Annotated in this window: 21 protein-coding genes; 8 read left to right on the top strand and 13 right to left on the bottom strand. The window is 43.8% G+C overall.

What is annotated here, in order from left to right:
* Positions 1–29: 29 nt before the first annotated feature.
* The 4 genes from ACX6CI_RS04115 to ACX6CI_RS04100 form a co-directional block, all read right to left on the bottom strand.
* A complete protein-coding gene (locus ACX6CI_RS04115) occupies positions 30–1178 on the bottom strand; it encodes a cache domain-containing protein (RefSeq protein WP_458776907.1) in 1149 nt (382 codons plus the stop codon).
* 24 nt (positions 1179–1202) lie between these two features.
* Positions 1203–2429 (bottom strand): hypothetical protein, encoded by a 1227-nt coding sequence (locus ACX6CI_RS04110; protein ID WP_458776906.1) that lies wholly within the window; start codon positions 2427–2429, stop codon positions 1203–1205.
* 335 nt (positions 2430–2764) lie between these two features.
* A complete protein-coding gene (gene ppdK, locus ACX6CI_RS04105) occupies positions 2765–5491 on the bottom strand; it encodes a pyruvate, phosphate dikinase (RefSeq protein WP_458776905.1) in 2727 nt (908 codons plus the stop codon).
* A gap of 393 nt (positions 5492–5884) precedes the next feature.
* On the bottom strand, positions 5885–6922 hold the full coding sequence (locus ACX6CI_RS04100; RefSeq protein WP_458776904.1) for a TRAP transporter substrate-binding protein: 1038 nt from the start codon (positions 6920–6922) through the stop codon (positions 5885–5887).
* 351 nt (positions 6923–7273) lie between these two features.
* Here ACX6CI_RS04100 and ACX6CI_RS04095 point away from each other — a divergent pair, with 351 nt between their 5' ends.
* From ACX6CI_RS04095 to ACX6CI_RS04070, 6 genes are all read left to right on the top strand, one after another.
* Positions 7274–8311, top strand: a complete 1038-nt coding sequence (locus tag ACX6CI_RS04095) for a TRAP transporter substrate-binding protein (protein ID WP_458776903.1) — start codon at positions 7274–7276, stop codon at positions 8309–8311.
* Between the two features lie 254 nt (positions 8312–8565).
* Complete coding sequence (locus ACX6CI_RS04090) at positions 8566–9075, top strand: TRAP transporter small permease (protein ID WP_458776902.1); 510 nt, start codon at positions 8566–8568, stop codon at positions 9073–9075.
* A 3-nt stretch (positions 9076–9078) separates the two neighbouring features.
* Positions 9079–10365: a TRAP transporter large permease gene (locus ACX6CI_RS04085; RefSeq protein ID WP_458776901.1), complete on the top strand. Its 1287-nt coding sequence runs from the start codon at positions 9079–9081 to the stop codon at positions 10363–10365.
* Positions 10366–10561: 196 nt separating this feature from the next.
* On the top strand, positions 10562–11704 hold the full coding sequence (locus tag ACX6CI_RS04080) for an NAD-dependent epimerase/dehydratase family protein (protein WP_458776900.1): 1143 nt from the start codon (positions 10562–10564) through the stop codon (positions 11702–11704).
* Positions 11705–11796: 92 nt separating this feature from the next.
* Positions 11797–12225: a universal stress protein gene (locus tag ACX6CI_RS04075; RefSeq protein ID WP_458776899.1), complete on the top strand. Its 429-nt coding sequence runs from the start codon at positions 11797–11799 to the stop codon at positions 12223–12225.
* Positions 12226–12404: 179 nt separating this feature from the next.
* The gene (locus ACX6CI_RS04070) at positions 12405–14054 is read left to right on the top strand and encodes a multiheme c-type cytochrome (protein WP_458776898.1); all 1650 of its coding nucleotides are present in this window, start codon (positions 12405–12407) and stop codon (positions 14052–14054) included.
* A gap of 43 nt (positions 14055–14097) precedes the next feature.
* Here ACX6CI_RS04070 and ACX6CI_RS04065 read toward each other — a convergent pair whose 3' ends face one another.
* The 3 genes from ACX6CI_RS04065 to ACX6CI_RS04055 form a co-directional block, all read right to left on the bottom strand.
* Positions 14098–14283 carry a hypothetical protein gene (locus tag ACX6CI_RS04065; protein ID WP_458776897.1) on the bottom strand — a complete coding sequence of 62 codons (186 nt, stop codon included), beginning with the start codon at positions 14281–14283 and terminating at the stop codon, positions 14098–14100.
* A 710-nt stretch (positions 14284–14993) separates the two neighbouring features.
* Positions 14994–15185, bottom strand: a complete 192-nt coding sequence (locus ACX6CI_RS04060; protein WP_458776896.1) for a hypothetical protein — start codon at positions 15183–15185, stop codon at positions 14994–14996.
* 300 nt (positions 15186–15485) lie between these two features.
* Complete coding sequence (locus tag ACX6CI_RS04055) at positions 15486–15794, bottom strand: hypothetical protein (RefSeq protein WP_458776895.1); 309 nt, start codon at positions 15792–15794, stop codon at positions 15486–15488.
* Positions 15795–16241: 447 nt separating this feature from the next.
* Between ACX6CI_RS04055 and ACX6CI_RS04050 the strand changes: the two genes are divergently transcribed.
* A complete protein-coding gene (locus ACX6CI_RS04050; RefSeq protein WP_458776894.1) occupies positions 16242–17567 on the top strand; it encodes a BamA/TamA family outer membrane protein in 1326 nt (441 codons plus the stop codon).
* Between the two features lie 97 nt (positions 17568–17664).
* Here the strand turns inward: ACX6CI_RS04050 and ACX6CI_RS04045 are convergent, their stop codons facing one another.
* From ACX6CI_RS04045 to iorA, 5 genes are all read right to left on the bottom strand, one after another.
* Entirely contained in the window at positions 17665–18963 is a 1299-nt protein-coding gene (locus ACX6CI_RS04045; protein WP_458776893.1) for a phenylacetate--CoA ligase family protein, read from the bottom strand.
* Positions 18964–19039: 76 nt separating this feature from the next.
* Entirely contained in the window at positions 19040–19471 is a 432-nt protein-coding gene (locus ACX6CI_RS04040) for an ACT domain-containing protein (protein ID WP_458776892.1), read from the bottom strand.
* Between the two features lie 140 nt (positions 19472–19611).
* Positions 19612–20922: a phenylacetate--CoA ligase family protein gene (locus ACX6CI_RS04035; protein WP_458776891.1), complete on the bottom strand. Its 1311-nt coding sequence runs from the start codon at positions 20920–20922 to the stop codon at positions 19612–19614.
* Positions 20923–20935: 13 nt separating this feature from the next.
* Positions 20936–21517, bottom strand: coding sequence for an indolepyruvate oxidoreductase subunit beta (locus ACX6CI_RS04030; protein WP_458776890.1), 582 nt, complete (start codon positions 21515–21517; stop codon positions 20936–20938).
* Entirely contained in the window at positions 21517–23298 is a 1782-nt protein-coding gene (iorA, locus tag ACX6CI_RS04025) for an indolepyruvate ferredoxin oxidoreductase subunit alpha (RefSeq protein WP_458778429.1), read from the bottom strand. Before iorA ends, ACX6CI_RS04030 begins: the two co-directional genes overlap by 1 nt.
* Positions 23299–23699: 401 nt before the next feature.
* Here iorA and ACX6CI_RS04020 point away from each other — a divergent pair, with 401 nt between their 5' ends.
* Positions 23700–24371, top strand: coding sequence for a CBS and ACT domain-containing protein (locus ACX6CI_RS04020; RefSeq protein ID WP_458776889.1), 672 nt, complete (start codon positions 23700–23702; stop codon positions 24369–24371).
* A gap of 76 nt (positions 24372–24447) precedes the next feature.
* On the opposite strand, the gene ACX6CI_RS04015 is transcribed toward ACX6CI_RS04020, so the two are convergent.
* Complete coding sequence (locus ACX6CI_RS04015) at positions 24448–25644, bottom strand: rubredoxin-like domain-containing protein (RefSeq protein ID WP_458776888.1); 1197 nt, start codon at positions 25642–25644, stop codon at positions 24448–24450.
* Positions 25645–25690: the final 46 nt, after the last annotated feature.

Below are 25690 nucleotides of genomic sequence, written 5' to 3'. Positions count from 1 at the left end.
GGGCCGATTTCACCTACTTTCCGCCTTACCTATTCTTCTTTTACATTCTCGTCTAAGATCTTCCCAGCTTCCGGGTAATGCTCCCTAACACAGTCAGGACAAATACTATGGCTAAACTGCGCCTCAGTGTGTTTCGCAATATAGGCGTCCACCCGGTTCCAGTAACCTTTATCATCACGGATCTGTTTACAAAATGAACAGATTGGCACAATTCCCCTGAGGGTTTCTATTCGTTTTTTGTATGCGGTGATGGAATAGTTAACCAAAACGAGAACAACAGCCGTAACCACGACACAAAGAAACAGGTTTATGAGAAGTGTTCTGTAAATCTCTTGTACCACCTCCTGTTCAGGCTGTTCCACTACCAAGTGCCACTTAAACTCATCAATATAACGAATATTTGTATGAACGACTTGACCATCCCTTTCATACGAGAAAGAATTGCCTTCCAGGGCCCCCATATTCCTTGTAAACAGCGGGAAATAGTCCTTTGACTTCAAACTATCTTTTGTCTCTTTGAAATCAGATCCAGTAAGTGTAATGGTGCCATCATCATCAATAAAATAGATAGTCCGGCTGTATTTCTTTTGATACAACTCTATCAGGGTTTTGACAGCATTGACTGTTAACCCTACTCCGGTTACCCCGATATAGTTCTGATCATAATCGTAGACACGGTAGTTAACAAAGATCGTCATCGCATCCTTATTAGCCTTATCAGGGTCTACGTTAATTTCATAATGTTCTTCTAAGCCTTTAACACGGAAATACCAGTTATCACGAGGATCTGTAGTTGAAACCTGTTTCAAAATTCCTGCGGAGTGATAATATGTTTTGCTCGCTTCAGATACAAAAAAACTAGTGAAGGTATTGTATTTTGTTTTTATTTCTAAAAGATAGCGAGTGATTTTTTCCGGTCCCTGCTCTCCCCCCAAAACCCAATCTCTGAGAAACGTATCTGTTGCCATGACAGAAGAAATAAATACCGGCCGCAACAAATCCCGCTGAATTTCTGAATAGATATTGTCGCTTGTGAGCGGTAACTCGTTAAGTGCAATTTCTGAACGCAATGACTCTCTTGAGACAAAAAAACTTGTGAGACTTGTGATTAAAAATCCGGTCACCAGAAGAACGGTTAAAACTGGCACAAGCCGCAATTTTGCATAGTCCATGGACATGGATTTCCCCTTACAAGTATTTTTTTATGACAAACAGAGAATATTTAACCCAGAAGCAATCAACCACATCATTATAACATAATGATAGTTGCTCTGTATAATTTGCCGTGGAGACGCGTGATATCTGCTGATCATAGCAAGTCCAATTCCTGAGAAGGGACTACTGCCAGTTGATATGGCCCAGCTGCACAAAAACATAAATGCCAGTTGGGAGTGATCAGGAGTAAGAGGGAGAATGAGCGGGCTAACGACCGCAACGCTCACGAGCGGATGAACTCCAAACATGCCGACAACAAGCATCACTGCCAGCACAAGCGAAAACATGATTGGAGAAAATTGCATACCCTCAAAACTGAGTACGCCGGGATAGACATGGAGAATCGATTTAATCCCGGTTGAAAAAACTCCAGCTGCTAAAAAAAGTGCAAACTGACTCACCACAGATAGTATTCGTACCTGAATAAAATTACCAAGCACCTGCTTTCTCGGACGGCCTCGCATAAATAGAAGCGCTCCAACTGGAGAAATCATACAGATCACCAGCAATATACTTACATCAGGAAAGAGTTGATGTATAGAGACAACAGATCCTGCGAGAAACAGCGGAACCATCAGACTGTCAAAACGTAATGGATAACCTGAAAATTTATTTTTCCGTATATAACATACTTCAACAATGGAGTAAGTAAGGGCCAGGAGGCTCATGAGAACACCCGGGACCATGGTTTTTCTCCATATCATTTCCGGGGCGTAGGTTAAAACAACTCCCGTTGCTATAAAAAATGGTGACCACCAGGCAGCAGCTGAAAATGATCTTGCCAGAATAATCTGTTGTTCTTGTGTAAGCCTGCCTTTTCTTTGGATTCGATCGCCAAAAACAAAGATCACAGATAAATTAATAACTGCCCCCAATATATGAGTACCAATCGCGGTGGTGACTACCGCAGGCTTTCCACCTGGAAGTTCTGAATCTTCAACACTTTTATTGGTGAGAGTAAGAAAAGCAACGGCTACAAACATTGCAAGAAGCGGCAGATTAGTTGATAAGACCTGAGTCCAACCAGGGAAATAACCTTTGCCATATGCAAAGGACAAAGTCATTACACCAATCGCCAAAAGCACCAACACCTGTTGCAGGGCACTTCTACCAAGACTTTGCCACATCAAAACAGGAACTGTCCAAGCACATATCGTGGTTAAGACGCCTATTGCTGGATAGAGAACACTCAGCAAATAACTGACGAGTGTCATTACGATAAAAATTCCGATATATTTTTGCATAACAATAGGCGAACCCGACAATTCGGATTTATAAACCATGCTGGATAGTAACGTACATATTCTTTGTGATGAAACACGACTTATCTATGTACGCGGTATACGCTGTTTGATCAATGTAAGAATCTAATACAGAAGAAAAGAAGAATAAGAAGCGAAAGAGCAAGGCCTATTGATACGAGACAACGGATACGTCGTGCAGAAATAAATAGTACAAAAAGAAAATCCGCAGGGCTGTTATCTCTAGAGAAACAGCCTGCGGATTGTATAGGACCGTTATAGCTTATCCGCTATAAACGGGAATGATACTACTTCTTAGCTGCAATGGCTGCCCGGGCTGCAGCCAAACGTGCCAGCGGAACTCTAAATGGTGAACAGGAGACATAGTTCAAACCAAGCTTATGACAGAGTGCGATTGATTTTGCCTCACCCCCATGCTCTCCGCATATACCAAGTTTAATATCCGGATTCACACTTCTTCCCTTTTCAGCTGCAATCTCCATTAATTGTCCCACTCCATCAACATCAATGGTTTCAAAAGGATTTTCAGGCAGGATACCATTAACCATATACTCAATAAGAAAACCCTGCTCGGCATCATCTCTTGAAATACCGTAGGTGGTCTGGGTTAAATCATTGGTACCAAAGGAGAAGAATTCTGCATGTTCTGCAAGTTGGTCCGCGGTGAGAGCAGCCCTTGGGATTTCGATCATTGTACCGAACTTATAGTTGATCTCAATTCCCTGCTCTTCCATAACCATTCTTGCTTCATCTTCTAAAAGTTCCCGTTGAAAAATCAACTCGTTCACATGGCTTGTGAGAGGAATCATAATTTCCGGTCGAACGTCACCACCCTCTTTTGTCACGAGACAGGCGGCCTCAATAATTGCCCGAACCTGCATACGTGGAAGATCTGGAAAATGATTTCCAAGTCGAACTCCACGCAGTCCCAGCATTGGGTTGTCTTCTCTTAGCACTTCAACCCGGGCAAGCATCTTCTCCTTTACCCTTACTTGCTTTAAGAGGTCATCTATTGCTTCTAGATTAGGTGCATGCTGCAACTGAATCTTAAGATCAGACAACTCTTTCATAAGAGTTACATGATCAGGTAAGAACTCATGGAGTGGCGGATCAATCAACCGGACCACAACCGGTAGTCCATCCATGACACGAAACAATCCTGCAAAATCTTCCCGCTGAAACGGCAGGAGCGATTTAATTGCCTCAATTCGATCAACTTCCATTTCAGCAAGAATCATCTGCTGAACAAAAGGAAGACGTTCTGACTCCATGAACATGTGCTCTGTCCGACAAAGACCAATACCTTCGGCCCCATAATCGCGAGCGCGGGAGGCATCAACGGGATAATCAGAGTTTGCCCAAACACCTAATGTTCTATATTCATCCGCCCAAGAGAGCAGTTTTAACAACCATTCATCTTTTATATCCGGCTGCTTTGTTTCAATTTTTCCCTGGAATATCTCTCCTGTTGTTCCATCAACTGAAATATACTCCCCTTCTCTTATCACTTGACTACCAACAAGAAGTTGTCTTCTGGTGAAGTCGATTTCCATTTCTTCAACCCCGACAACAGCGGGTTTACCAAATTGGCGAGCCACAAGAGCGGCATGGCTTGTCCTGCCTCCCCGACTGGTCACAATCCCTTGTGCAGCAAGCATACCATGGACATCATCAGGCCTGGTCTCAGGACGCACCATGATAACATCTTTGCCGTCCTTACCCCACTTTTCGGCCAAGTTCGCGTCGAGTGCAACAACACCAACAGCAGCACCCGGTGAGACATTAAGACCTATTGCAAGGCGCTTATTTTCCTGGGTCGCCTCTGCCATGGCCTGACTGTCAAACTGTGGATGAAAGAAAAAGTCTATCAGATCAGGAGTTACTCGCATCAAGGCTTCTTCTTTACTGATTACTCCTTCCTCAACCAAATCAACGGCTATTCGCACAGCGGCCTGGGAGGTACGTTTTCCATCTCGGGTCTGTAACATCCAGAGCTTACCTTTTTCTATGGTAAACTCCACATCCTGCATGTCGCGGTAATGTTTTTCAAGAAGTACAGCAACACGCTCAAATTCAGCATGAACTGCAGGCATCTCAGCCTTCAGGGCCGTAAGATCTTTAGTCTTTCGTATTCCGGCAACTACGTCTTCACCCTGGGCATTGGTCAGGTAATCACCTTCAATTTGGTTCTCACCAGTGGTACCGCTTCTGGTCAGGGCGACACCAGTACCACTATCGTCACCAAGATTACCATAGACCATGGTGACAATATTGACCGCAGTACCCAATTTGTGATCGATACCCGCTGCATTTCGATAATCTATGGCACGCTTTCCGTTCCAGCTCATAAAGACTGCTTCTGTTGCCATCTGTAACTGAGCATACGGTTCAGTTGGAAAATGATGATGGGTATGGAATCTGAAAACATTTTTAAATTCTTCTGTAACCGCCATCCAGTGCTCAGCGGTCAGTTCGGTGTCTGTTTTGACTCCAGCTTCCTTACGTGTACGACTGATAACATCTTCAAATTTGTCATCAGGGATATGCATTACAACACTACCAAACATCTGAATAAGCCTGCGGTAAAGGTCATAGGCAACTCTTGCATCCCCAGTACTCTCAATAATGCCTGCAACAGTCTCATCGTTCATACCGATGTTAAGCACCGTATCCATCATTCCCGGCATGGAAAACTTTGCACCAGACCGACAAGAAAGCAGTAGTGGGTTTTTAGGATCGCCAAAGGTCTTACCAGTAGCCTTTTCTATGGCCTTTAGAGACTCTTCAAACTGTCCCCACAAACCATCAGGAAGCTGCTCTCCCAAAGAAAGATATTCGTTACACGCTTCTGTTGTAATAATAAAGCCGTCAGGCACAGGAACTCCGATGCGAACCATTTCCGCGAGATTCGCACCTTTACCACCGAGAAGACCACGAACATCATCCCAGGATCCATCTACATATTTTTCAATTGCATCGAGTTCATCGAATCGATACACCCATTTTTGAGTCATTTCTATATCTCCTGAAGCACACTGTTCAATATAATTGATATTTTCCCAAAGCAACACTGATTCCTAAAATACACAAAATGAAGCTAAAGGGAAACAATTCAATTACCTTTTTCTAACAAATTTTCTAAAAAAAATATGTCCTTACCTTGAGGAACATCCTGGAACGCCCACCCCGCACTACCTGTAAATCCACAGATATACGAACATAACGCTCATTGCACACTAAAGAACCATAGCCCTATTATTTTACAATTATAGGAGTAAATTTCTAAGGACTTACAACGATAAACGGTGTTAGGATGACAAGTACTGTCAGCAGCAATACTACAGAGATAGGTGGGAAACCGGAAAGACCGACCATAGGCCGACCTCCCCGGTTTTAAATGGTAACAGCTACAGACTGTTCTTCACCAGGTCAAAATAATCTTGGCCAATCTTTTTTCCCCAGACATCGTAGACCTTTTGGCAATCCTTCACCATTGCGGCCTTATCTTCTTGAGGAAGGGCATAAAATGTTACCCCGGCAGCCTTGGCATCCACGATTTGTGCTTCCTGCTGTTTTCTAGTCAGGTTTCTGGCTACAGCGCTTTCCTCCTTAACCACTCGCAGAAACACTTCCTGCAGATCCTGAGGCAACTTTTTCAACCATTTTTGATTGATGATATGTACGTACAATCCCTGAGCATAATCGAGCTGGGTGTAATACTTTGCCACAGTAAATTTTTTTGAAATATTACAAACAATAGGGGTGTGATCCAGGCCGTCAATAACGCCAGTCTGAAGCGCCTGGGGAACATCAGGCCAGGGAAGAACCGCAAATTTCAGTCCCCATGCCTTGTATACATCTATATTTACAGGTGCCTGGGCAATGCGGAAATTAACATCTGTTGCCTGGGCGCGGTTGGCAACCGGCTTAGTGGTAGCCCAGCCATAGGAGCCATACCCTGTGAAATCTATTGCCTGGAGGCCTTTCTTTATTGCAGCATCACGGAATGGAACCCATAGATTCTCTGTCGCTCGAAACTTTTCCAGCTTATCAAAACTGTCCACGACATAGGGCAAATTGACAATACCAAGGGCTGGGGCAATGTTTGCCGCTGCAACCGATGAACTCATCATCCCCTGAACGGCTCCAAACTTTAGTTTATTGATCACATCTTTTTCGCCACCCAGCTGAGAAAGAGGCCTGAAGTCCACATAGATCCGGCCACCACTTTCTTCCCAGATACGATCCCGAATCTTAAACCCCACGGCAACCCCCTCGATGGCAGGATGGCCTACGCAGGAGAGAAGATACACAAATTCGGCTTTTGAGTGATCAAAGGTCGGGTTCCATTTCTCTAATGGGTCTCCAGCAAAAACGCTGGTACCGGTTAAAGCAATTATGGCTACATTGACTACAACTAAAAATAAACTTTTTATAGATCTCACTTATCCCTCCTCTAGATTGATAGAAAAGCTACAAAGGCACATCACTTATTTTTAAATCCTTACCAGATAATATTGATAATTTCACATTCATTTCTGCCATAACCATCCTTAAACACGTCACTTTTCACGAAACAACAGATTTTCCATTCAGCTGCAGAAGCCGCGCGCCTAATTAACACAACCAACAAGCCACCAAGCCTTTAATTAATTCTGCACAACAACCACACCGCCTTACTAAGTTCATTTAAGGGTTTACTTCATGAAATAGTTTATGGTAATCAAGAACTCAAAAACAAAGACATAGGCGGTGTTCGCCATCTATCATCAACAATTTTTCTCTGAGGTCTTTTTATGAAAAAAGTGTTAACCACCTTACTCCTTCTCACCCTTTGTCTTCCCGGTGCTCTTCTGGCTGCTGATAAGAAAAAGAATCCACTTGAAGCGTGGCAACCCAAATTTGACCCTAAGGGAGCGGAATACACGTACATTCTTTCCAATGTTTCCCACCCTGTTATTGAAGGTGTTGCGGTAGGTTATGCTATCCGTGACAAGGTATGGGAAAAGTCTGGAGGAAGATTGTATGTTGATTTTCGTCCACTTTCTCAAATGGGTGGAGAAAAAGATGTTATCGCAAAACTAAAGCTCGGTGCCATTCAAGGCATGATGAGTTCATCTGTTGCTGCAGCCAATATCTCTGACCGTCTGGGTATTGTTAATCTCCCATACGTGGTTGACACCTTTGACAAACTTGACACCTTCAGAAACACTCCTGAGACATGGGAACCATTTGCCAATGGAGCTCAAAAGCAGGGCCTCATTGTTGCTGACGTGACAGGTTACGGCCCATACGGCTGGGCAACAACCACCCCTGTGAATACGGTCGCTGATGCAAAAAAGACTAATTTTCGTATTGCCCAGGCTCCTGTTAACACGGATCTTTACAAGGCATGGGACCTAAAGTTCACCGTAATGCCATGGCCGGATGTTCCTCAGGCATTGCAAACAGGTGTTATAACCGGTTTAGATCACACTGCAATTGTTTGCAACATCACCAAAAAATTTACCATCGCCAAGAACTTCACAGAGCTCAATTACGCCCAGGGTCTCTTTGTCCACCTGATCAACAAACGCTGGTTGAAGAAACTTCCTCAGGATCTTCAGGATATTCTTCTGACTGTTATTTCCGAAGAAAGCGAGAAGACAAGAGCCGCCACCCGGGCCCAGCATGACGCCCAGCTTGCAAAAGCTAAAGAGGCAGGAGTTACCTTTATCAGCCTGAGCGATAGTGATGTTGCAACGCTCAAGGAAATGGCTGAACCTGTCTTGCAAAAATGGAGCGAAAAAATCGGTCCAGAGTACCTTGAGACTGTACGTGCCACATTGAAATAACAGTTTAGAAAATTTAGACGACTGTTACTGCAACAGTAAAAGTAGGGACGAGGCAAGTAATCCACTTGCCTTATCCCTACTTTTTTGTTTTCTACTATGGCTCTTTATTAACCAGGTCTTGTTTGAATCAAGCCTTGAGGTTCAAAAAGTCTCACAATGTCTCAGAATAGTGTTGCCTTTCACCGAGTAAGGAGTTTAATTCTGCGTTCACTCCACTCATTTTCAACCAGTCTAACTTAGCTTTTACGGTAGATATGTTCATAAAAACCTTTAAGAGTATTGACCGCGTCTTCTCTAAGATTGAAGAGTGGTCACTTTTTTTTGCCGTCTGTCTGGCTCTTTGTACGGCTATGGCAAACGTTATCCTGCGAAAAGTCACCAACGATGTCAGTCTCTACTGGTCCGATGAAGTTGTGCGTAAGGTTATTTTCTTTTCGACCTATATAGGCTGTGTGGCCGCAATACGTAACCGTTCCCTGATACGAATCGATGCCCTGCCGCAGATGCTGCCGATACTGCGTCGACCGCTGACACTCTTTTCCCACCTTGCAGTACTGGTTTTCTCTGTTGTTATGATATATCTCGGCTCCCAGATGACCTACATGATGTATGAAGATGAATACGCCCGTACCGCAACCCTGCAGATTCCCGAATATTTTTTCTACGCTATCCTGCCACTTATGGGAGTGATGATGTTTCTTCGAACTCTCATTGTTATGCGGGAAGACTGGACCGGAATAAAAGATATAACAGGGGAGCAATAGGCCATGGAAAATAGTTATCTTCTTATATTTGCCATCCTCATTGGCTGTCTTGCGACAACAGTACCTGTCTTTATGGCACTGTTTTTTACCGGTACCATAGGCCTTGTTTATATGGTTGGTATTGATCCTCAGATTGTCATTGAGGTATTGTATCGCAGTATGGATAAATTCGCCCTTGTGGTTGTCATGTTTTTCGTCCTCTGCGGCAATATTATGACCACCGGCTCCATCGTTTCAAAACTGATTAAAACAGCGAACGTCATGGTTGGTTTTTTGCCCGGTGGTCTTGCCATGGCAGGAGTACTTGCCTGTGGTTTTTTCGGCGCTATTTCCGGATCCACCGTAGCAACCGTTGTAGCCATCGGCGGCTTTATGATCCCTGCCCTTATAGAAAATGGTTACGACGAAAAATTTTCGGTTGGTATTATGACAACCTCGCCTATTCTCGGGGTTATCATTCCGCCATCCATTGCCATGATTTTATATGCCATGGTGAGTAATGATCAACTTGAGGCTCTCTTTCTCACAGGTTTTATACCAGGCGTCATCATCATGCTTGCCATGAGTATTTATGCCTATTTTGCCTGTCGGAAGATGGGTATGAAGCGACGTCCCAAACCTACTGCAGGCGAAGTTTTTGCCGTGCTTAAAGAGAGCATCTGGGCACTGATGCTTCCTGTTCTTATTTTCGGAGGGATTTACTCAGGCCTCTTCACGGCAAATGAAGCAGCTGTCGTTGCCTGCTTTTACGCATTCTTTGTGGAAATTGCCATACACAAAGACATGAAACTTGCAGATGTTAAAAAAGTGATCGTCTCCTCAGCTCTGACCTCAGCCACCCTTCTTATAATCGTAGCCGGAGCATCAGTTTTTGGAGAGTATCTCACCTTTGAGCAAATTCCAGGTAAGATCGCAGCTGTAGTGGTGGATAATATTTCTTCACCCTGGGTTTTCCTTCTGTCCGTTAACATACTGCTTCTTTTCATCGGTATGTTTATGGATATCATCTCAGCAACACTCATTCTCACACCGATATTTCTGCCCCTTCTTGGAAAATTTGGCATCGATACCATGCATTTTGGCCTGATCATGACAATTAATCTCGGTATTGGCTACTGCACCCCACCCCTTGGCGTCAGTTTATATATCTCAGGGGCAACGGTGGACAGGGATATTGTCTATGTCACCAAGGCGGTATTGCCTTTTTTGCTGATCCAGATTCTCATTCTCTTTGTCCTGACCTTTTTCCCAGATATTGTCTTGCTGCTGCCACGCCTTGTGTACGGCTAGAGAGGCATTCTAAGTCATAGTATCATCAATCCCTGCTGAGTAGTTTTGTATTGCAACAATATCAGCAGGGATTTATTCTAACTTCGCGAACAAGTTATTAGCCGCAATAAGTACTTCAGATATTTTCAGACAGGCACGGCCTGAAGAGTCAATGGGCCGGAACACCCCGAACGTTATAGACCGACAGGGAGTAAAGATGGCCCCAAAAAAAATAGCAGTACTGACAGGTGGATCAGGTCTTATTGGTGGAACCATAGTAAATTTTTACAAAAAAAATCACCCGGACACTGTCGATATACGCGCACCAAGTAGCAAAAAACTCTCATTAAGAGAAGAAGAAGATATTAAACGATATCTGCTGGAAGTTAAGCCAGATTTTGTTATCAACGCTGCAATGGCAAACCTTGCAGCCAGCGGACAGCTCTCCTATGAGGTGAACTACAAGGGGCCCATCAACCTTGCAAGAGCCGCAAATGCTCTAAACATTCCCTACATTCATATCAGCTCGGCTGCCACCCTTCCCCAGGGAGAAAATCTCACTGAAGCCGATACCCTTCCGCTATCGGCATCTCTTAGTAACTACGCCAAGTCAAAACTGATGGCTGAACTCTCTTTGGAAAAAATGGCCAGAGAAAGTGGCCTGGATTATACCTGTATTCGCCTTGCTATTGTTTATGGTGCCCACGATCATAAGATCCAAGGCTTTCATAGATTATTGTTTTCAGTGGCCGATGAGGCCATTCCTGTTCTATTTACCAAAAAAGGGATACTCCACTCCTATACAAATTCACGAAAACTCCCCTATTTTATCAATCATGCTCTTAACAACAGAGCGGAGTTTTCAGGAAACACCTACCATTTTGTCGACAAAAACCCGGTAGATCTTGCAACACTCATCCTCACCATAAAGTCGTACCTCAACCTTGATCGCCCTAAAGAAGTCTTTGTTCCCTTCTGGGTGGCAAATTATGGAAAATCCTTCGTTGAATTAGTGTTAAAAGGTGTGCGAAAACTCGGGATACAGGCCGCTGTCCCACCAGAAATGATGTTTCTGGATAATCTCTACAGTCCTCAGACCTTATCCGCTGAAAAACTTAATAGTTCGTCCTTTATTGACCCGCTACCTAACGAGACTATTTTTACACGATTACCGGAACTTGTGGTTTACTATCTTTCCAGGTGGACCCATGAGAATCTTATAACTACATTTAAAGATATCCTCGACGAAGAGTCGGTGGAGGATATCTTCGACATCGATCCCAAAAGATTGCTCGAACTTATTCACGCCCAGGGTCTGGAACCATTTGATGATATGTTAAACTCTGAAAACGATTCATAATAATGGTTGTTACACTCCACACTAGAACTATGATATAATAACAAAAAGACCAATTCAATCTAATGTCATATCGCTAATACTGGAGATAAATAATGGACCCTAAAATTCTTGTACCTGTGGATGACTCCCCAACGGCCCAGGCCACTATTAACAGTATTATTGAACAGAGAAGTCGATTTTCAAAACACCTTACACTGCTGTATGTAATAAACAACGATCAGCTCGCCTATAGAATGATTCCTGACTTTCAGGTAGATATGGTCAAAAAAAATGCAACAAAGGCCGGTAACCTGCTTCTTGAACGTACAAGTAAAAAACTCAACAGTGCAGGATTTACCTGTGAACTCATTCTCGAGTTTGGCGAACCACGATCAATTATCGCCCATATCGCAAACAGTCAGGAGTTCCAGCTTCTTGTAATCGGCAGGCATGAGGGTGGCGGAGAAATAAGAGACGTACTATTTGGTTCTGTTGCCAATCACGTGCTCCACAATGTATCTTGCCCTGTATTACTTTTTTAAAACTGCGCAATCTATTTAAGAATACTCTAACGTATCTATATCTCTCATTATCTTCATCCTCCTGAAAACCAAGGTGCAACTAACTACCTATTATTGTGTAGTTCGCCCTCGATAAAATCACCACATTGTGGTACATTTACTCAGTTATTGTTATTAATTCCAACTGAGGCGGTACCACCATGGGACGTTATTTTTCTTTACCTACATCACCTTTTTCTATTCTCTTACTCATCCTATTTGCAGTTATCTCTACCCCACACTCAACACTTGCCGCCGAACCGGAAGACGATGATTTTTTACTCCTGGTCATTCCCTCCATCATTGCTGCCCATAAGACAAACCAGGCAAACCAGGCAAACCAGTATGACCCGAACGATCCCCATGGATCCATTAAAAGTTGGAAGGGCACAGCAACCTGCCTGAAATGTCATCAAACACAGGGTGAGGAGGTATTTTACTCAACCCATTACCAATGGCTTGGTGAGACCCCATATATGACAAGTGGACCGGAGATACAGGGTAAGCTTGATATGGGTGTTAATAGTTATTGTATTAACACAACCGGAAACTGGGATGGTTGTGGTAGCTGCCACACAGGTCTCGGTGCTCGTCCTGAGACAACAATCAGTACTAATCAACTTGAAAATGTAGATTGCCTTATCTGCCATCAGGATGAATACAAAAGAAAAAAAGTCGAAGGCCTTTTCATTCCAGATACTGAAGCAATGAGCATATCCATGAAAATGGCAGCTCAAACGGTCCATCTGCCAACACGAACTGGATGTTTACAATGCCACGCAAAAGGTGGGGGCGGTGATAATCTAAAGCGCGGGGACATGGCTCTTGCCCATGGATACACCGCTGATAGAAATTTCGATGTACATATGGCAACCAGTGAAGGCAATCTTACCTGCCAAAACTGTCACACCACCGAAAACCACAGAATGGCAGGAAGAGGATCGGATTTACGACCAACGGACCTTGATGTTGAAATGACGTGTCACAGTTGTCATGAAAACAAGGATAAACTATCAGGTCATAACAGCGATATTATTGGTAGGCATGTTGCCAGAGTCGCCTGTCAGACGTGTCATATACCCACCTTTGCCAAAAATGCCGACGACACAGCAGCTAATGAAGAAACTGAAATCCACAGGGATTGGCAAACACCAAAAAACACATCCACAGCCCCAATTCATCCACAATCAACAATGGCTGGAGACCTTACTCCACGTTATCGATGGTGGAATGGTTTAAGCAGTTCCTATCTTCTTTTTGATCAAATACCTGCACCACTTCCTGATACAATCTCAACTTCAGCCCCCATAGGAGATGTAAATAGTAGTGACGCCAAACTCTACCCGTTTAAATATAAGACCGCTTATCAGCCATTGGATGATTCACTCAACCAACTCATTGCGCTTGATACCAGTGTCTATTTTGCAACCGGTAGTTATATAGATGCGACCAGAGCAGGTCTTGTGAACATGGGCCGAGATGCATCAACTTCTGTTACATGGGTGACAACGGACACCTACCAGCTGATCACCCATGAAATCGCACCAGCCGAACAAGCGCTACGTTGCGCTGATTGCCACAATAATACAAGCATAATGGATCTAACCGGTGAACAACTTGGCTACGCACTTAAATCTACGAGATCAGAAGTTTGCACTCAATGTCATAAAACTAAGGACGGAGAAGACAAGGTTGAATATCTATGGATTCATGAGGAACATGTTAAAGATGAAAACATCGATTGCTCTCTCTGTCACGCTTTCACCAGACCTGAGCGAGGTCTCAGCACCGCAATTATCCATGATGATTAACCACACACTATGTTTGACGGCATGGAGCCATACAGACGCTGAATCAGCTGATCTTCCCTAAATTGCCGTCCGGGATGGTCGATGCTGCTTCAACGTGACTCCCCCCTGCGAACATAAAATGAGTCAATCTAAATACCAGATGAAAGCACTGAACCATTAGTGGAATAATAATAAAAAGTACTAATGGAAGGAGCCAGATATAAATTATAGCCTCGGATAGAATAGTCATGTAACCCCCCAAATAACTACAGGAAATAGTTGCCACACATGGGTAGAATGGCTCGATTAACCGGATTTGTCACTGGTGTACAAAAATAATTTACGAAGATTGAATGTCAGTTTGTGTACGTACTGGTTATTATAGCACAGTTGCAGGCTCCATCACAAGGGGCGAGATAAGCGATAACCACACCAATACAACAACTTGTGACGTTTTCCGTTGTTTTTTCAAACTCATATGCAAATGATTTAATTTTGATAAAAACTTACAACAGAGCAATCATCTCTGGTGGCATCCCGAAATCACTGCAACACCATCTGGTTGACAGGAAAAATCTTTGCCCAGGTAGTTTGCACAACACCCACTTTTAATTTTCTGCTTGGCTTATTCCATCATTTACCAAAAATAATACAGTGAAGGGCTAGCACACATCGCACAACCACAAGCGATCCAGTTAGCAACTGTACCAGTTCGCTGAGACTTCAAATTTAATACTACTCAAGATGCTGCAGCGATCATGACAGACTGACCTCCTGGTGAATAAAAAATAACCCAATAGCATGGAATAGATCGCCTCTTAATATTGAAATGACCTATGGGTTTGTCTCACTTGAGCCAGGTCGAGAATAGAACACACCATGGCCATGGCAGATGATGAGATGTCTCTGGTCAAAAAAATCAAGAGAGACCCTGTAGCATTAAACCTGCAGCACTTCAGCTCAACGTACCTTTTCGAAATCTCCAACGGGTAAGCCCGGAGCAATCTCCTCTTGAACAACTCTTTTAGGAAAAAGCATAAAATGTATCAAACGACCTAAAAGATATATCATCAACATAGAGAGAGGTAGAACTACGTAGAGCGCGAGGGGCAGGAGCCAAATAAAAATGATCGTTTCTGAAATAACTGACATGAGGGACCTCCATAGTTAGCGGGTAGTATACCGTTTTTACACGGATCCATAACCAAGGTCGTAATCATTGCAAGCACATCAAGACCCATAAAAAAGCGATCAAAAAGATACTATACAAATAGGATATCACACAGTTCACAGCCCCTCAACCCGGACAAATACCCACTTTAAATATAGGTATAACTACCCATTCAGGTGTTTTTCCAATAACTCCCCCTACGATACATGACCTACTTCTTAATTTTGGCAGAATACAATTCAGAAATAATTATCATTTATATTCATTTGGAACTCGTCATACTAAATTTTCTGATGAATTCGCCCCAACTCATCTACACTATCAAATGTATAAAGACGTATTTTTCGACTCCGGGGAAACTCCCGTTTGATCATTTTCTTCAATTTTTTCTTCAGTTGATCATTAGAGGCCGTTTCCTCATCAACGACATAGCCTTTTTCCAGAATACGATATTCATCCGCTTTTTCTTTTATAACAGCTATGGTCCTGTTTCTTTTATAGGACAACAGTTCCATTCCTCCACCAACTGAACATCTTTTCAGATGATGGAGAAGGTCAGCTAGGGCCGTTTCAATATTTACAAGAGCCATCTAATTATTTCCCTTGGGCATTTACATTTCATTGCAATTACAAGTCTTGTAGATTTATGGCGATGTTATCAGAAAGGATCAGCTATATCCCTTAATATCATAACGGGTTCCAGCCAAATGACGCTATCAAGTCAAGCCGTCAGTTCCAGGATAGGCACACGCCCCTTCATGGCTGTTACCTCAACTTTCATCCATCGTTAACAAATTCAAAGTTATGTAGTTGCTCCCTGCCATAGTCGCCAAGATCTACCCTGATTTGGCGACTATGGTTTTTCATCACAACCCCTTTCTTTTTATTTCAACTTCAACCGACATAATCGTAGCTCCACGTTCAGACAAATCTTATTTTCTCTCGTAATTAATTTGTCGCTGATACTATTTGTAGTCACCCATATATTATGTTAACAGTGTTACAATTGTTCACAAAAAAACCAACAGGGTTGTTACATGCGTCATCATATTTTCTGTCTCTCTTGTTCAACATTATTACTACTCGGTTCGATTACGACCAGTATGGCAAAACCAGATTCCAGTGTCAAATCGTCTGTTATCCGGTCGGAAAACCCTAAAGAAAGTCAAGAAACACTCCTCCTGCCCTATGTGTTTTCTTCGGATTCCATGGGTACTACCTATGGACTCGGTGGTCTTGCCAAAGGATATGGTCAAGATCAGCTACTTATTGCAGGAACAGTCTTCGGAAGTTTTGATGATGCCAAGGGTTTCATCTTGGGCCTGTGGGATTTTAAGGTTCCTTACACTAATCGTCTATTTTTCACAGCCTATGGCTCCTATGGAGACTACCCAAGGCAAAAAGCATATTCTACTACGTCCAGGCCCCCTTCTTCAGCTGGCTCACCAGCTGGTTCCAACGACTCTGACAAGGATGATTTCATAGAAACATCAGGGGAAGATAACTGGTCCGAAATAAAGCTCGAATATGTTCTCCCACTAGGCTCTATGCGTCATGAAGCCCGCGGGGTATATCATTTAAAAAATGGAATCCTCGATAGAGGTGCCACAGGTGGAGAATCCTGGAATCCACTCAATTCTGGTGTGAGCGTTGTCTCCTTTGGACAATCCAACCGCTACCAGAACTATGAGTCTGAAGAAGACAACACCCTCTTTGGAGAAGTCCACCCATTCCAGGTCAGCTATCTCTATAATAATACAGACTTTCCCACCAACCCCACCTACGGAAGCAGTCAGTGGATCAGTTACTCCTATGATGCCTTTTCCGATACAAAAACCGGGGACTGGGATTTTGTAGAATTTGAAGCCAGCAAGTATTTTGATTTTGGGGCATCTTCTTCCAGCAGGCAGCGCGTTCTTGCCCTGAATTTCTGGACCGGTTTTTCTCCTTCATGGACAACTAAGATTAATGATGATGGAGAGGAGATAGTTGTCAATAAACCTCCATTTTTTGAGGGTGCTCGCCTCGGTGGTTTTTACCGTATGCGCGGCTATCCCAATAACAGGTTTAATGACCGCGCGGTTGTCTACACTGCTGCAGAGTATAGGCACACCCTTAAGTGGAATCCGATTCAGGATGTAAACTGGTTGAGATGGCTCAAAAGTGATTGGTTCCAACTTGTAGCCTTTGCCGAAGGTGGCAGGGTTGCCGGCGAATATGAGTTTTCAGAACTCACAACAGACTGGAAGGTCGATGGAGGTGTTGGTCTTCGTGCAATGCTTGCAGGATCCGTAGTGCGGCTCGACGTAGCCCACTCAGATGAAGGCACCACAGCCTGGGTTATGTTCGGTCATTCCTTTTAATGAATCATATAGATGTTCCAAAACAAAAAAGCCCCTGTCTCCATATGTGTTGAGACGGGGCTTTTCTTTTTTTAAGACAACAGTGCCGTTAAACTACCTACAGCTCCCTTTTATCTATTACCCGGGTCCCCTTACCATCAAAGCGTTCAAGGGTCCTTTCTTCCACAAGCTGGATCTTAACCCCGATCCCAAGTTCTGAGGCCATACGCTTTCTGATTGAATCAACAAAGGTCCGCTGCTTTTTCATCTCATCAAAGAAAATTGATTCAACAACCTCAACCATTATTGTGAGCTTATCTTCGTTATTCTCTCTTTCTACGATGAGTCTATAGTGCGGTTCCGTACCCTTAATTTCAAAGAGTACAGACTCAATCTGGGTCGGAAAGACATTAACCCCTTTGATGATCAACATATCATCTGATCGTCCCATCATCCGCGATACTCTGGAAAAAGTTCGACCACATGGACAAGGTTCAGGTAGAAGCCTTGTCAGATCACGGGTTCGATAACGTATAACTGGAAACGCCTCTTTGGTGAGAGTGGTAATAACCAATTCCCCGACTTCCCCAGGCAGTACAGGTTCCAATGTATCCGGATTGAGGATCTCGATCAGAAAATGATCTTCATTGACATGTAAACCATTACACTCAAAACACTCTCCGGCAACTCCAGGTCCAAGCACCTCTGACAGGCCATAATTATCAGTAGCACGAATCCCTAGCCTCTCATTAATTTCCTGACGCATGGCCTCAGACCATGGCTCAGCCCCAAAGAGTCCATACCGAAGGGAAAGACCATTTGGATTAATTCCCATATCCATCATAACATCAGCCATTTTCAGGGCATAAGACGGAGTACAGACAAGGGCGGTGGACTTAAAATCCTGCATGATCTGGATTTGTCTCTTGGTGTTACCAGCAGAAATTGGAATAACCGATGCGCCAAGTCGTTCGGCCCCGTAATGCAGGCCAAAGCCGCCTGTGAACAGACCATAGCCAAAGGCTATCTGGATCACATCGTCAGGGGTTACCCCAGCACCGCAGAGGACTCTGGCCACCAGATTGGACCAGGTAACAATATCATTTTTACTATAGCCTACAACTGTAGCCATACCAGTTGTCCCAGAAGACGAATGCACCCTGACGACGTCCCTAAGTGGCACAGCAAAGAGACCGTAAGGATAGTTATCCCTCAGATCCTGCTTTAGGGTAAACGGGTAGTCCCGTATACTCTCAAGGGAGGTCAATTTATCCGGGTTAAGATGTAAGCTATTAAACTTATTTCTGTAAAAAGGGACATTAGTCCCAACCCTTTTCAGAGTATTCTGTAATCGATCGAGTTGCAACTGCTCAAGGGCCGGCCTTGAAAGACACTCTTGTTCCTTTTGCCAATACATACAGTCTCAGTGGTCAGATTATTAGGGTAAACAACACCCGTTTTATAATTACGCGAGCCTCTACAACTGCGTTTTATTACAGGGCGCAGATCTCTTGTCTTGAGATGATTGTAAACCCGTCTTTTTGCAGGGTTGCAATAGCCTCTTCCATTTTCTCAAAACGAAAGATTAACACAGCATTCTCACCTGTTTTGTTAACAAAGGCGTACATATATTCAACATTAATGCTCGCGTCCCTAAGAGATGCCAGTACACGTGCAAGCCCACCAGTCTTATCATCTACCTCAACGGCTATTACATTAGTCTTTCCTACGGTAAAACCGTTTTCTTTCAATACCTCTTTGGCCTTTTCAACCTTATCAACAATGAGGCGTAAAATTCCAAAATCCGCTGTATCTGCAACAGACAATGCGCGAATATTAATATTGTTTTCAGCAAGAACAGCCGTAATTTCAGCAAGTCTTCCCGATTTATTTTCCAAGAATACAGCAATTTGTTCTACGAGCATGATGTCCCCTTTTTCCTCAAGACTTTGAAATCCAAAAGCAGCAGAAAAAATCCACTGCTATTCATAAAGAATTTCATGAAGGTACTGCACCCCACAAACGGGCATAAAGTGAGTTTCAGTCTACACCCATAATATAGGAGTTATAGAATTCTATTGTCTATAACCCGCTGGGCCTTGCCTTCACTGCGTTGGATAGTTTTTGGCTCAACCAGTTTCACCTTACAGGTCACTCCAAGAAGGTCTTTAATCTCTTTTTGAATATGCTTGCTGAGGTTTTCAAGTTTTCGAATTTCATCTGAAAAGACCCCTTCACTCACCTCAACCTGTACTTGCATTGTATCAAGGTTTCCATCTCGATCCACAACAATTTGATAGTGTGGCTCAACACCCTCAACACCCATGAGAACATGCTCAACCTGTGAAGGAAATACATTGACGCCACGAATGATCAGCATGTCATCAGTTCGACCGGTTACCTTTTCCATGCGAACAAGGGTTCTACCACATTCACACGGCTCATAAAAAAGCCTGGAAATATCCTTTGTTCGATAACGGATAATTGGAAAGGCTTCCTTTGTAAGCGTTGTGAAAACCAGTTCACCTTTTTCTCCGGGAGGAAGCACCTCACCGGTTTCAGGGTCTATAATCTCTGGGAGAAAATGATCCTCAAAAATATGCATACCACGAGTCGTCTGAAGGCATTCCTGGGCAACGCCTGGTCCCATCACTTCTGAAAGACCGTAGATATCAGTGGCTTTTAAGTTCAACTTACGCTCAACTTCCTCACGCATATTCTCACTCCAGGGCTCTGCCCCGAAAATTCCCACCCGAAGGGACAACGACTTTGGGTCAACATCCATTGCGTCCATGGCTTCAGCAAGATTCAATGCATAGGAGGGGGTGGATAAGAGTACAGTAGAACCGAAGTCTTTCATGATGTTAATCTGACGCTTAGAATTACCACCCGAAACCGGAATAACTGTCGCTCCCAGCCTCTCAATACCGTAGTGCGCCCCTAAGCCACCAGTAAATAGGCCATAACCATAGGCATTATGCACCATATCACCTTTGGATGCACCTGCGCAGCAAAGAGCCCTTGCCATCACATTGGACCAGGTTTTAATGTCTTTTGCGGTGTAACCAACTACTGTTGGTTTTCCTGTGGTGCCCGATGATGCATGCACTCGCACTACCTCATCTAAGGGGACAGTAAAAAGACCAAAGGGATAGTTATCCCGGAGATCATCCTTTACTGTAAAAGGCAATTTTGCAAGATCCGCAAGACTCTGTATATCTTCAGGCGTAACTCCTACCTCATCCATCTTTGCCCTATAGGGCTTAACGGTTTTATAAACCCGGGCAACAAGGTGCTGTAATCTTTTCAACTGGATAGACTCGAGACCTACCCTCGGTAAGGTCTCTATCTCTTCTTCCCAATACGATACTGTCATATCTTCCCCTTCATTACTTGCTGACGTTTCTGCCCGCGGCAAATGCTTTCAAATTCACATCAATAAATTTTTCCGGAACACGACTACGTATAATCTCTTCAAAGTTTGCCTCATCAACTGGCAAAAAGGCCGAAAGGGCTCCAACCATGACAACATTAGCAGTACGAACCTCACCTACTTCCCTGGCAATATCAAAGGCATCCACAGGAACAACGACTATATCGCGTTCTCTTAAGTGATTTAAAACCTCATCAGGATATTCAGCCTGGCCTGTTGCAACCGAAGGAGGCAAGATTTGTTGAGTATTTACAACGACCTTACTTCCTTCATGCAGATACGGTAAATAGCGAACCGCCTCCATCATTTCAAAAGCCACCTGAATATCAGCACCACCCGGCTCAATGAGAGGCGAATATACTTTTTTCCCGTACCTGAGCTGCGCAGTAACGGAACCTCCACGTTGGGCCATACCGTGCACTTCGCTCTTTTTTGCATCATATCCAGCTGCAAGAAGGCTATAGACTGTCACCTCACTGGCAAGTAAAATTCCCTGTCCACCTACCCCTGAAAAGAGGATATTTCCTGAATCTTCCATTATTTCCCCTCTCCTCTGGTGATGGCATTGAACTTACATAGAGACGCACACTGACCACAATCGTTGCACAGTATTTCATCTATCTTGGAAATACCTTTTTGTTTACTCCTGTACCCTTTCGCTTCAGCTTCACCTTCTTTAAAAGTGGTCCAACTGATTGCGGGACAACCTAGTCTAATACAGGACATACAGCCAACACAGTTTTCCTGGTTGGTAAAATAAGAAACAGGCTTTCTCTCTTTCATTTCAGGCAGCAAAACACAAGGGGCCTCAGAGATGACGACAGACGGCTCATCAAGATCAACTGCCTCTTTAAGTACTTTTCTGGTTTCAACCACGTCATGTGGATTCACTTTGTACACATGCTTAACACCAACAGCCTTGCACAGGGCTTCAATATCAATTGAATTTGCAGCCTCACCCTTTATGGAATACCCACTGGTCGGGTTCTGCTGCTGTCCTGTCATTGCGGTAATGCGGTTATCGAGGATAATGAGTGTTGAGGCAGATTCATTGTAGACCGAATTAATAAGTCCAGTTACACCCGAGTGGATAAAGGTGGAATCTCCAATAACAGAAACCACTTTATCGTGATTATCTTTGCCCAAAGCCTTTTCCATACCATGGGCAATGGAGACAGAAGCACCCATACAGACACAGGAATCCATGGCAGAAAGTGGCGGCAAAAACCCAAGTGTATAGCAACCAATATCACCCGAGACAAAAACCTTCATCCGGGAGAGGTTAAAGAAGATGCCGCGATGGGGACAACCAGCACACATGTTAGGTGGCCTGTTTGGTAACTCCACTGGTGCAAATAGTTCTTTTTTAGATGATGGATCGATGGACTGTCGAACAATTGCTGTATTGAGCTCACCCTGATTGGTAATCAGATCCTTTCCGTGGCAATCAATGCCCATGGTTTTGATGTGATTTTCTAGAAATGGGTCAAGCTCTTCCACCACATACAGTTCATCTACCATCTCAGCAAACTGACGAATTTTCTTTTCAGGAAGAGGCCAGCACATTCCAAGCTTGAGTACCGCTGCTTCAGGAAAGGCTTCTTTTACATAGAGATATGAAACTCCAGAGGTAATAAACCCTCTTTTTGTATCACCCTCTTCAATCCTATTAAATGGAGTGGTTTCAGCAAGTGCGCGACACTGGGCCATACGCTCTTCAACCACCTCACGACGCTTTCTGGCAATAGCTGGAAGCATCACAAGCTTACCGGGCTGTTTTTTTACCTCTTCAACCACATGGGGCTCTTGTCGCACCCCCTTTTCTACCACACCCTTAACATGGGAAACCCTGGTTGTAATTCGCAGCATGATAGGAGTGTCAAGTTTCTCACTCAGCTCAAAACCAGCTTTTATCATCTCTTTTGCTTCACCGGGGTCAGACGGTTCCAGCATTGGAACCTTTGCAGCAAAGGCATAATTTCTATTATCCTGTTCATTCTGGGAAGAATGCATTTCAGGATCATCGGCGCTCACGAGCACCAGACCACCACAGACACCTGTGTAGGATGCAGTAAACAGCGGATCGGCGGCCACATTTACACCAACATGCTTCATGGTGGCAAGCGACCGACTCCCAGCAAAACTTGAACCGATAGCAACCTCAAGCCCTACCTTTTCGTTGGGTGCCCACTCTGTATAGACTCCTTCATACGTGGAAAGATTTTCCATTATTTCCGTTGAAGGGGTTCCTGGATAACCTGATGCAACCGCCACTCCGGCCTCAAAGGCTCCAAGAGCGATGGCCTCATTCCCAGACATCCAGAGTACATTTTCATTTTTTTTAGTCACAATCTCTCCCGAATAATAGAAATCAAATAGTATGATTATATGTTTTTTACAGATGGTATTTGCTGTTCCTTATTAAGGTCCTGAGCAAATTTTAACAATTTAATGAACAAGGCAAATTACTCTGAAACCAAGGCTTCAAGCAAGTTATTTTTCATTTCCCTTAAGACTAGACATTTTCACCCTAACACTTTTCGTTCTTTTGTACCTACAGGTAAGAAATAGATACTATCCAGGGGGATTTAAAACTTTACTTTGACAGGTTTTATTGCAACTGTATAGTAATAGAACATATGGAAAATTATGTAATTATCATGATACAATAGAGAGCAGAAAAAACTGTTCCAGACCGTTTATCCGACAGGAGGATAGCCATGTATATAGGCAGAATAATGCACACTGACCTCATAACTGTAGCCCCGGACACTACACTTGTTGAGGCCAAAAAAGTTCTCGAAGATAAATCTATTGATCACCTGCTGGTGGTAAATAGTGACAAAAAACTGGTAGGAATCATCTCTGACCGGGACCTGAAACAGTACTGGGCATCACCTGCCACCTCACTTTCCACCCACGAACTCAACTACCTTCTTGAAAAGGTTGTTGTTTCTATGATCATGATAAAGACAGTGGTCACAGTGCCGACAAGTACCACGATTGAGCGAGCCGCACTCATCATGCAGCAACACCGAATCAGTTCCCTGCCCGTTATGGAAAATGATGAACTGGTGGGCATTATCACCAGTACCGATGTTATGGGGGTACTTCTTGAGGCCATCGGTATCAGTGACAACTCCATTCGACTTGGTATTTTTGTAAACGACACAATAGGTAAACTATCAGAAATCACAATGACCTTGAAAACGGCTGGGATAAACATTCAAAGTCTTTTCTGCTGGCCTGAGAAAAATCACACTGGCATTACTCAACTGGTTCTTCGAGTCGCATCAGAGGATGGACCAAAGGCGATCGCCGCACTCAATGAAAACGGATTTAAGGTAAAGGACAAATACGAGAAAGATATTGCTCCATATCTCCCATCCTAAAACCCTGACTCTCATAAAAAAAGGGGTCATCTTCCAATGGAAGATGACCCCTTTGTAGTTTCTACTCTACTATCTATTAATGCCGACCGGCAAAAACAAGTTTTCCACCTAAATGGCCTGCAATTCCTGCAGCAGCCAGCGCACCCCCTGCAACACCCAAATAGATAAGCTGAGTGGACGAACCTTCAGCCGCCACTGTAGGATCAATAATACGCCAGAAAACCAACACATTTACGGATGCTAAAACGATCAGACTACAGAGGATCTTGGTGATAAACAGTGCTGATTTTAGTCCATTATAACGTCTTTGCCACTCCACATAACCGGTAAAGATAACCATGGGCAACATAACAAGAACCGCAATGGCGTTAAAAAATGCCGCGGTCTCAAGGGCTGTAATGTTAAAAAATATCCCTATAGCTAAAAAAGCCACCATGGCGGGTAATATACCGTTTGGAAAATGAGTATGGATGGGATGGAGATGAAATTTCAGAACCAGCTTGGCGATCGTATCAAAAAATGTGGCTGGAACCTGAGAGTCTTCAACCCCTGTTCCAGACGAAGAAACCGAGCCCTCTCCAGATACATCTTCTTCACCACCACCAATAACATTGCCATCAGCATCAATCTCAACAAAAAGAGACTTATCAGCACCACAGAGCGGACATTTTTCAGGAGGTGTTTCTGCCTCATGGATATAACCGCAAACAGTACAACGCCATCTCTTGTCACTATCAGTTGCAACAGGCTTTTCGATAACTTCTTCTTCAGGCTCAACTACTTCTTCAAATTCTTCAGCAGTGGCTTCACAAACCGGGCATTTTTCAGGGGGCACAGGCCCTGTATGCAGGTAACCGGAAACGGTACAACGCCACTGTTTATCAGGCAGTGTCTCTTTTTCTTCAATGACCTCTGCCTGCTCCTCAATCTTTTCCACTCCAGGTGCAATTTCCTCAGTCTCACCTGCCACACCGTGTTTTTCAGTGAACATTTTTTCAGGTGCTTCACAGACAGGACATTTTTCAGGAGCCCCGTCCTCTTTATGGAGATATCCGCAAACACCACACTCCCACTCAATCATATCGACAGTTGGCTTCGTATCCACAGCCGCCACCTCAGCCTGATCTGCTGCTGTCGTCTGATCTTCAACCTGCTCAACTTCACCGTGTTTTTCAGTGAACATTTTCTCAGGCGCTTCACAGACAGGACATTTTTCAGGAGCCCCGTCCTCTTTATGGAGATATCCGCAAACTCCGCACTCCCATTCACTCATATATTTTCCTCATCAGTTGGATTTGAAATAGTATATCAATATCTAT

It is taken from the genome of Desulforhopalus glucosivorans (genome assembly GCF_054397165.1).
The sequence above is the reverse complement of the archived record's forward strand: the minus strand, read 5'-3'. Positions and strand labels throughout refer to the sequence as shown.

Bases quoted from the DNA above. Each gene is read 5' to 3' on its own strand.
- ACX6CI_RS04115 (WP_458776907.1), bottom strand. From the start codon at position 1,178: ATGTCCATGGACTATGCAAAATTGCGGCTTGTGCCAGTTTTAACCGTT.
- ACX6CI_RS04110 (WP_458776906.1), bottom strand. From the start codon at position 2,429: ATGACACTCGTCAGTTATTTGCTGAGTGTTCTCTATCCAGCAATAGGC.
- ppdK (WP_458776905.1), bottom strand. From the start codon at position 5,491: ATGACTCAAAAATGGGTGTATCGATTCGATGAACTCGATGCAATTGAA.
- ACX6CI_RS04095 (WP_458776903.1), top strand. From the start codon at position 7,274: ATGAAAAAAGTGTTAACCACCTTACTCCTTCTCACCCTTTGTCTTCCC.
- ACX6CI_RS04090 (WP_458776902.1), top strand. From the start codon at position 8,566: ATGTTCATAAAAACCTTTAAGAGTATTGACCGCGTCTTCTCTAAGATT.
- ACX6CI_RS04085 (WP_458776901.1), top strand. From the start codon at position 9,079: ATGGAAAATAGTTATCTTCTTATATTTGCCATCCTCATTGGCTGTCTT.
- ACX6CI_RS04080 (WP_458776900.1), top strand. From the start codon at position 10,562: ATGGCCCCAAAAAAAATAGCAGTACTGACAGGTGGATCAGGTCTTATT.
- ACX6CI_RS04075 (WP_458776899.1), top strand. From the start codon at position 11,797: ATGGACCCTAAAATTCTTGTACCTGTGGATGACTCCCCAACGGCCCAG.
- ACX6CI_RS04070 (WP_458776898.1), top strand. From the start codon at position 12,405: ATGGGACGTTATTTTTCTTTACCTACATCACCTTTTTCTATTCTCTTA.
- ACX6CI_RS04065 (WP_458776897.1), bottom strand. From the start codon at position 14,283: ATGACTATTCTATCCGAGGCTATAATTTATATCTGGCTCCTTCCATTA.
- ACX6CI_RS04060 (WP_458776896.1), bottom strand. From the start codon at position 15,185: ATGTCAGTTATTTCAGAAACGATCATTTTTATTTGGCTCCTGCCCCTC.
- ACX6CI_RS04055 (WP_458776895.1), bottom strand. From the start codon at position 15,794: ATGGCTCTTGTAAATATTGAAACGGCCCTAGCTGACCTTCTCCATCAT.
- ACX6CI_RS04050 (WP_458776894.1), top strand. From the start codon at position 16,242: ATGCGTCATCATATTTTCTGTCTCTCTTGTTCAACATTATTACTACTC.
- ACX6CI_RS04045 (WP_458776893.1), bottom strand. From the start codon at position 18,963: ATGTATTGGCAAAAGGAACAAGAGTGTCTTTCAAGGCCGGCCCTTGAG.
- ACX6CI_RS04040 (WP_458776892.1), bottom strand. From the start codon at position 19,471: ATGCTCGTAGAACAAATTGCTGTATTCTTGGAAAATAAATCGGGAAGA.
- ACX6CI_RS04035 (WP_458776891.1), bottom strand. From the start codon at position 20,922: ATGACAGTATCGTATTGGGAAGAAGAGATAGAGACCTTACCGAGGGTA.
- ACX6CI_RS04030 (WP_458776890.1), bottom strand. From the start codon at position 21,517: ATGGAAGATTCAGGAAATATCCTCTTTTCAGGGGTAGGTGGACAGGGA.
- iorA (WP_458778429.1), bottom strand. From the start codon at position 23,298: ATGTCTGGGAATGAGGCCATCGCTCTTGGAGCCTTTGAGGCCGGAGTG.
- ACX6CI_RS04020 (WP_458776889.1), top strand. From the start codon at position 23,700: ATGTATATAGGCAGAATAATGCACACTGACCTCATAACTGTAGCCCCG.
- ACX6CI_RS04015 (WP_458776888.1), bottom strand. From the start codon at position 25,644: ATGAGTGAATGGGAGTGCGGAGTTTGCGGATATCTCCATAAAGAGGAC.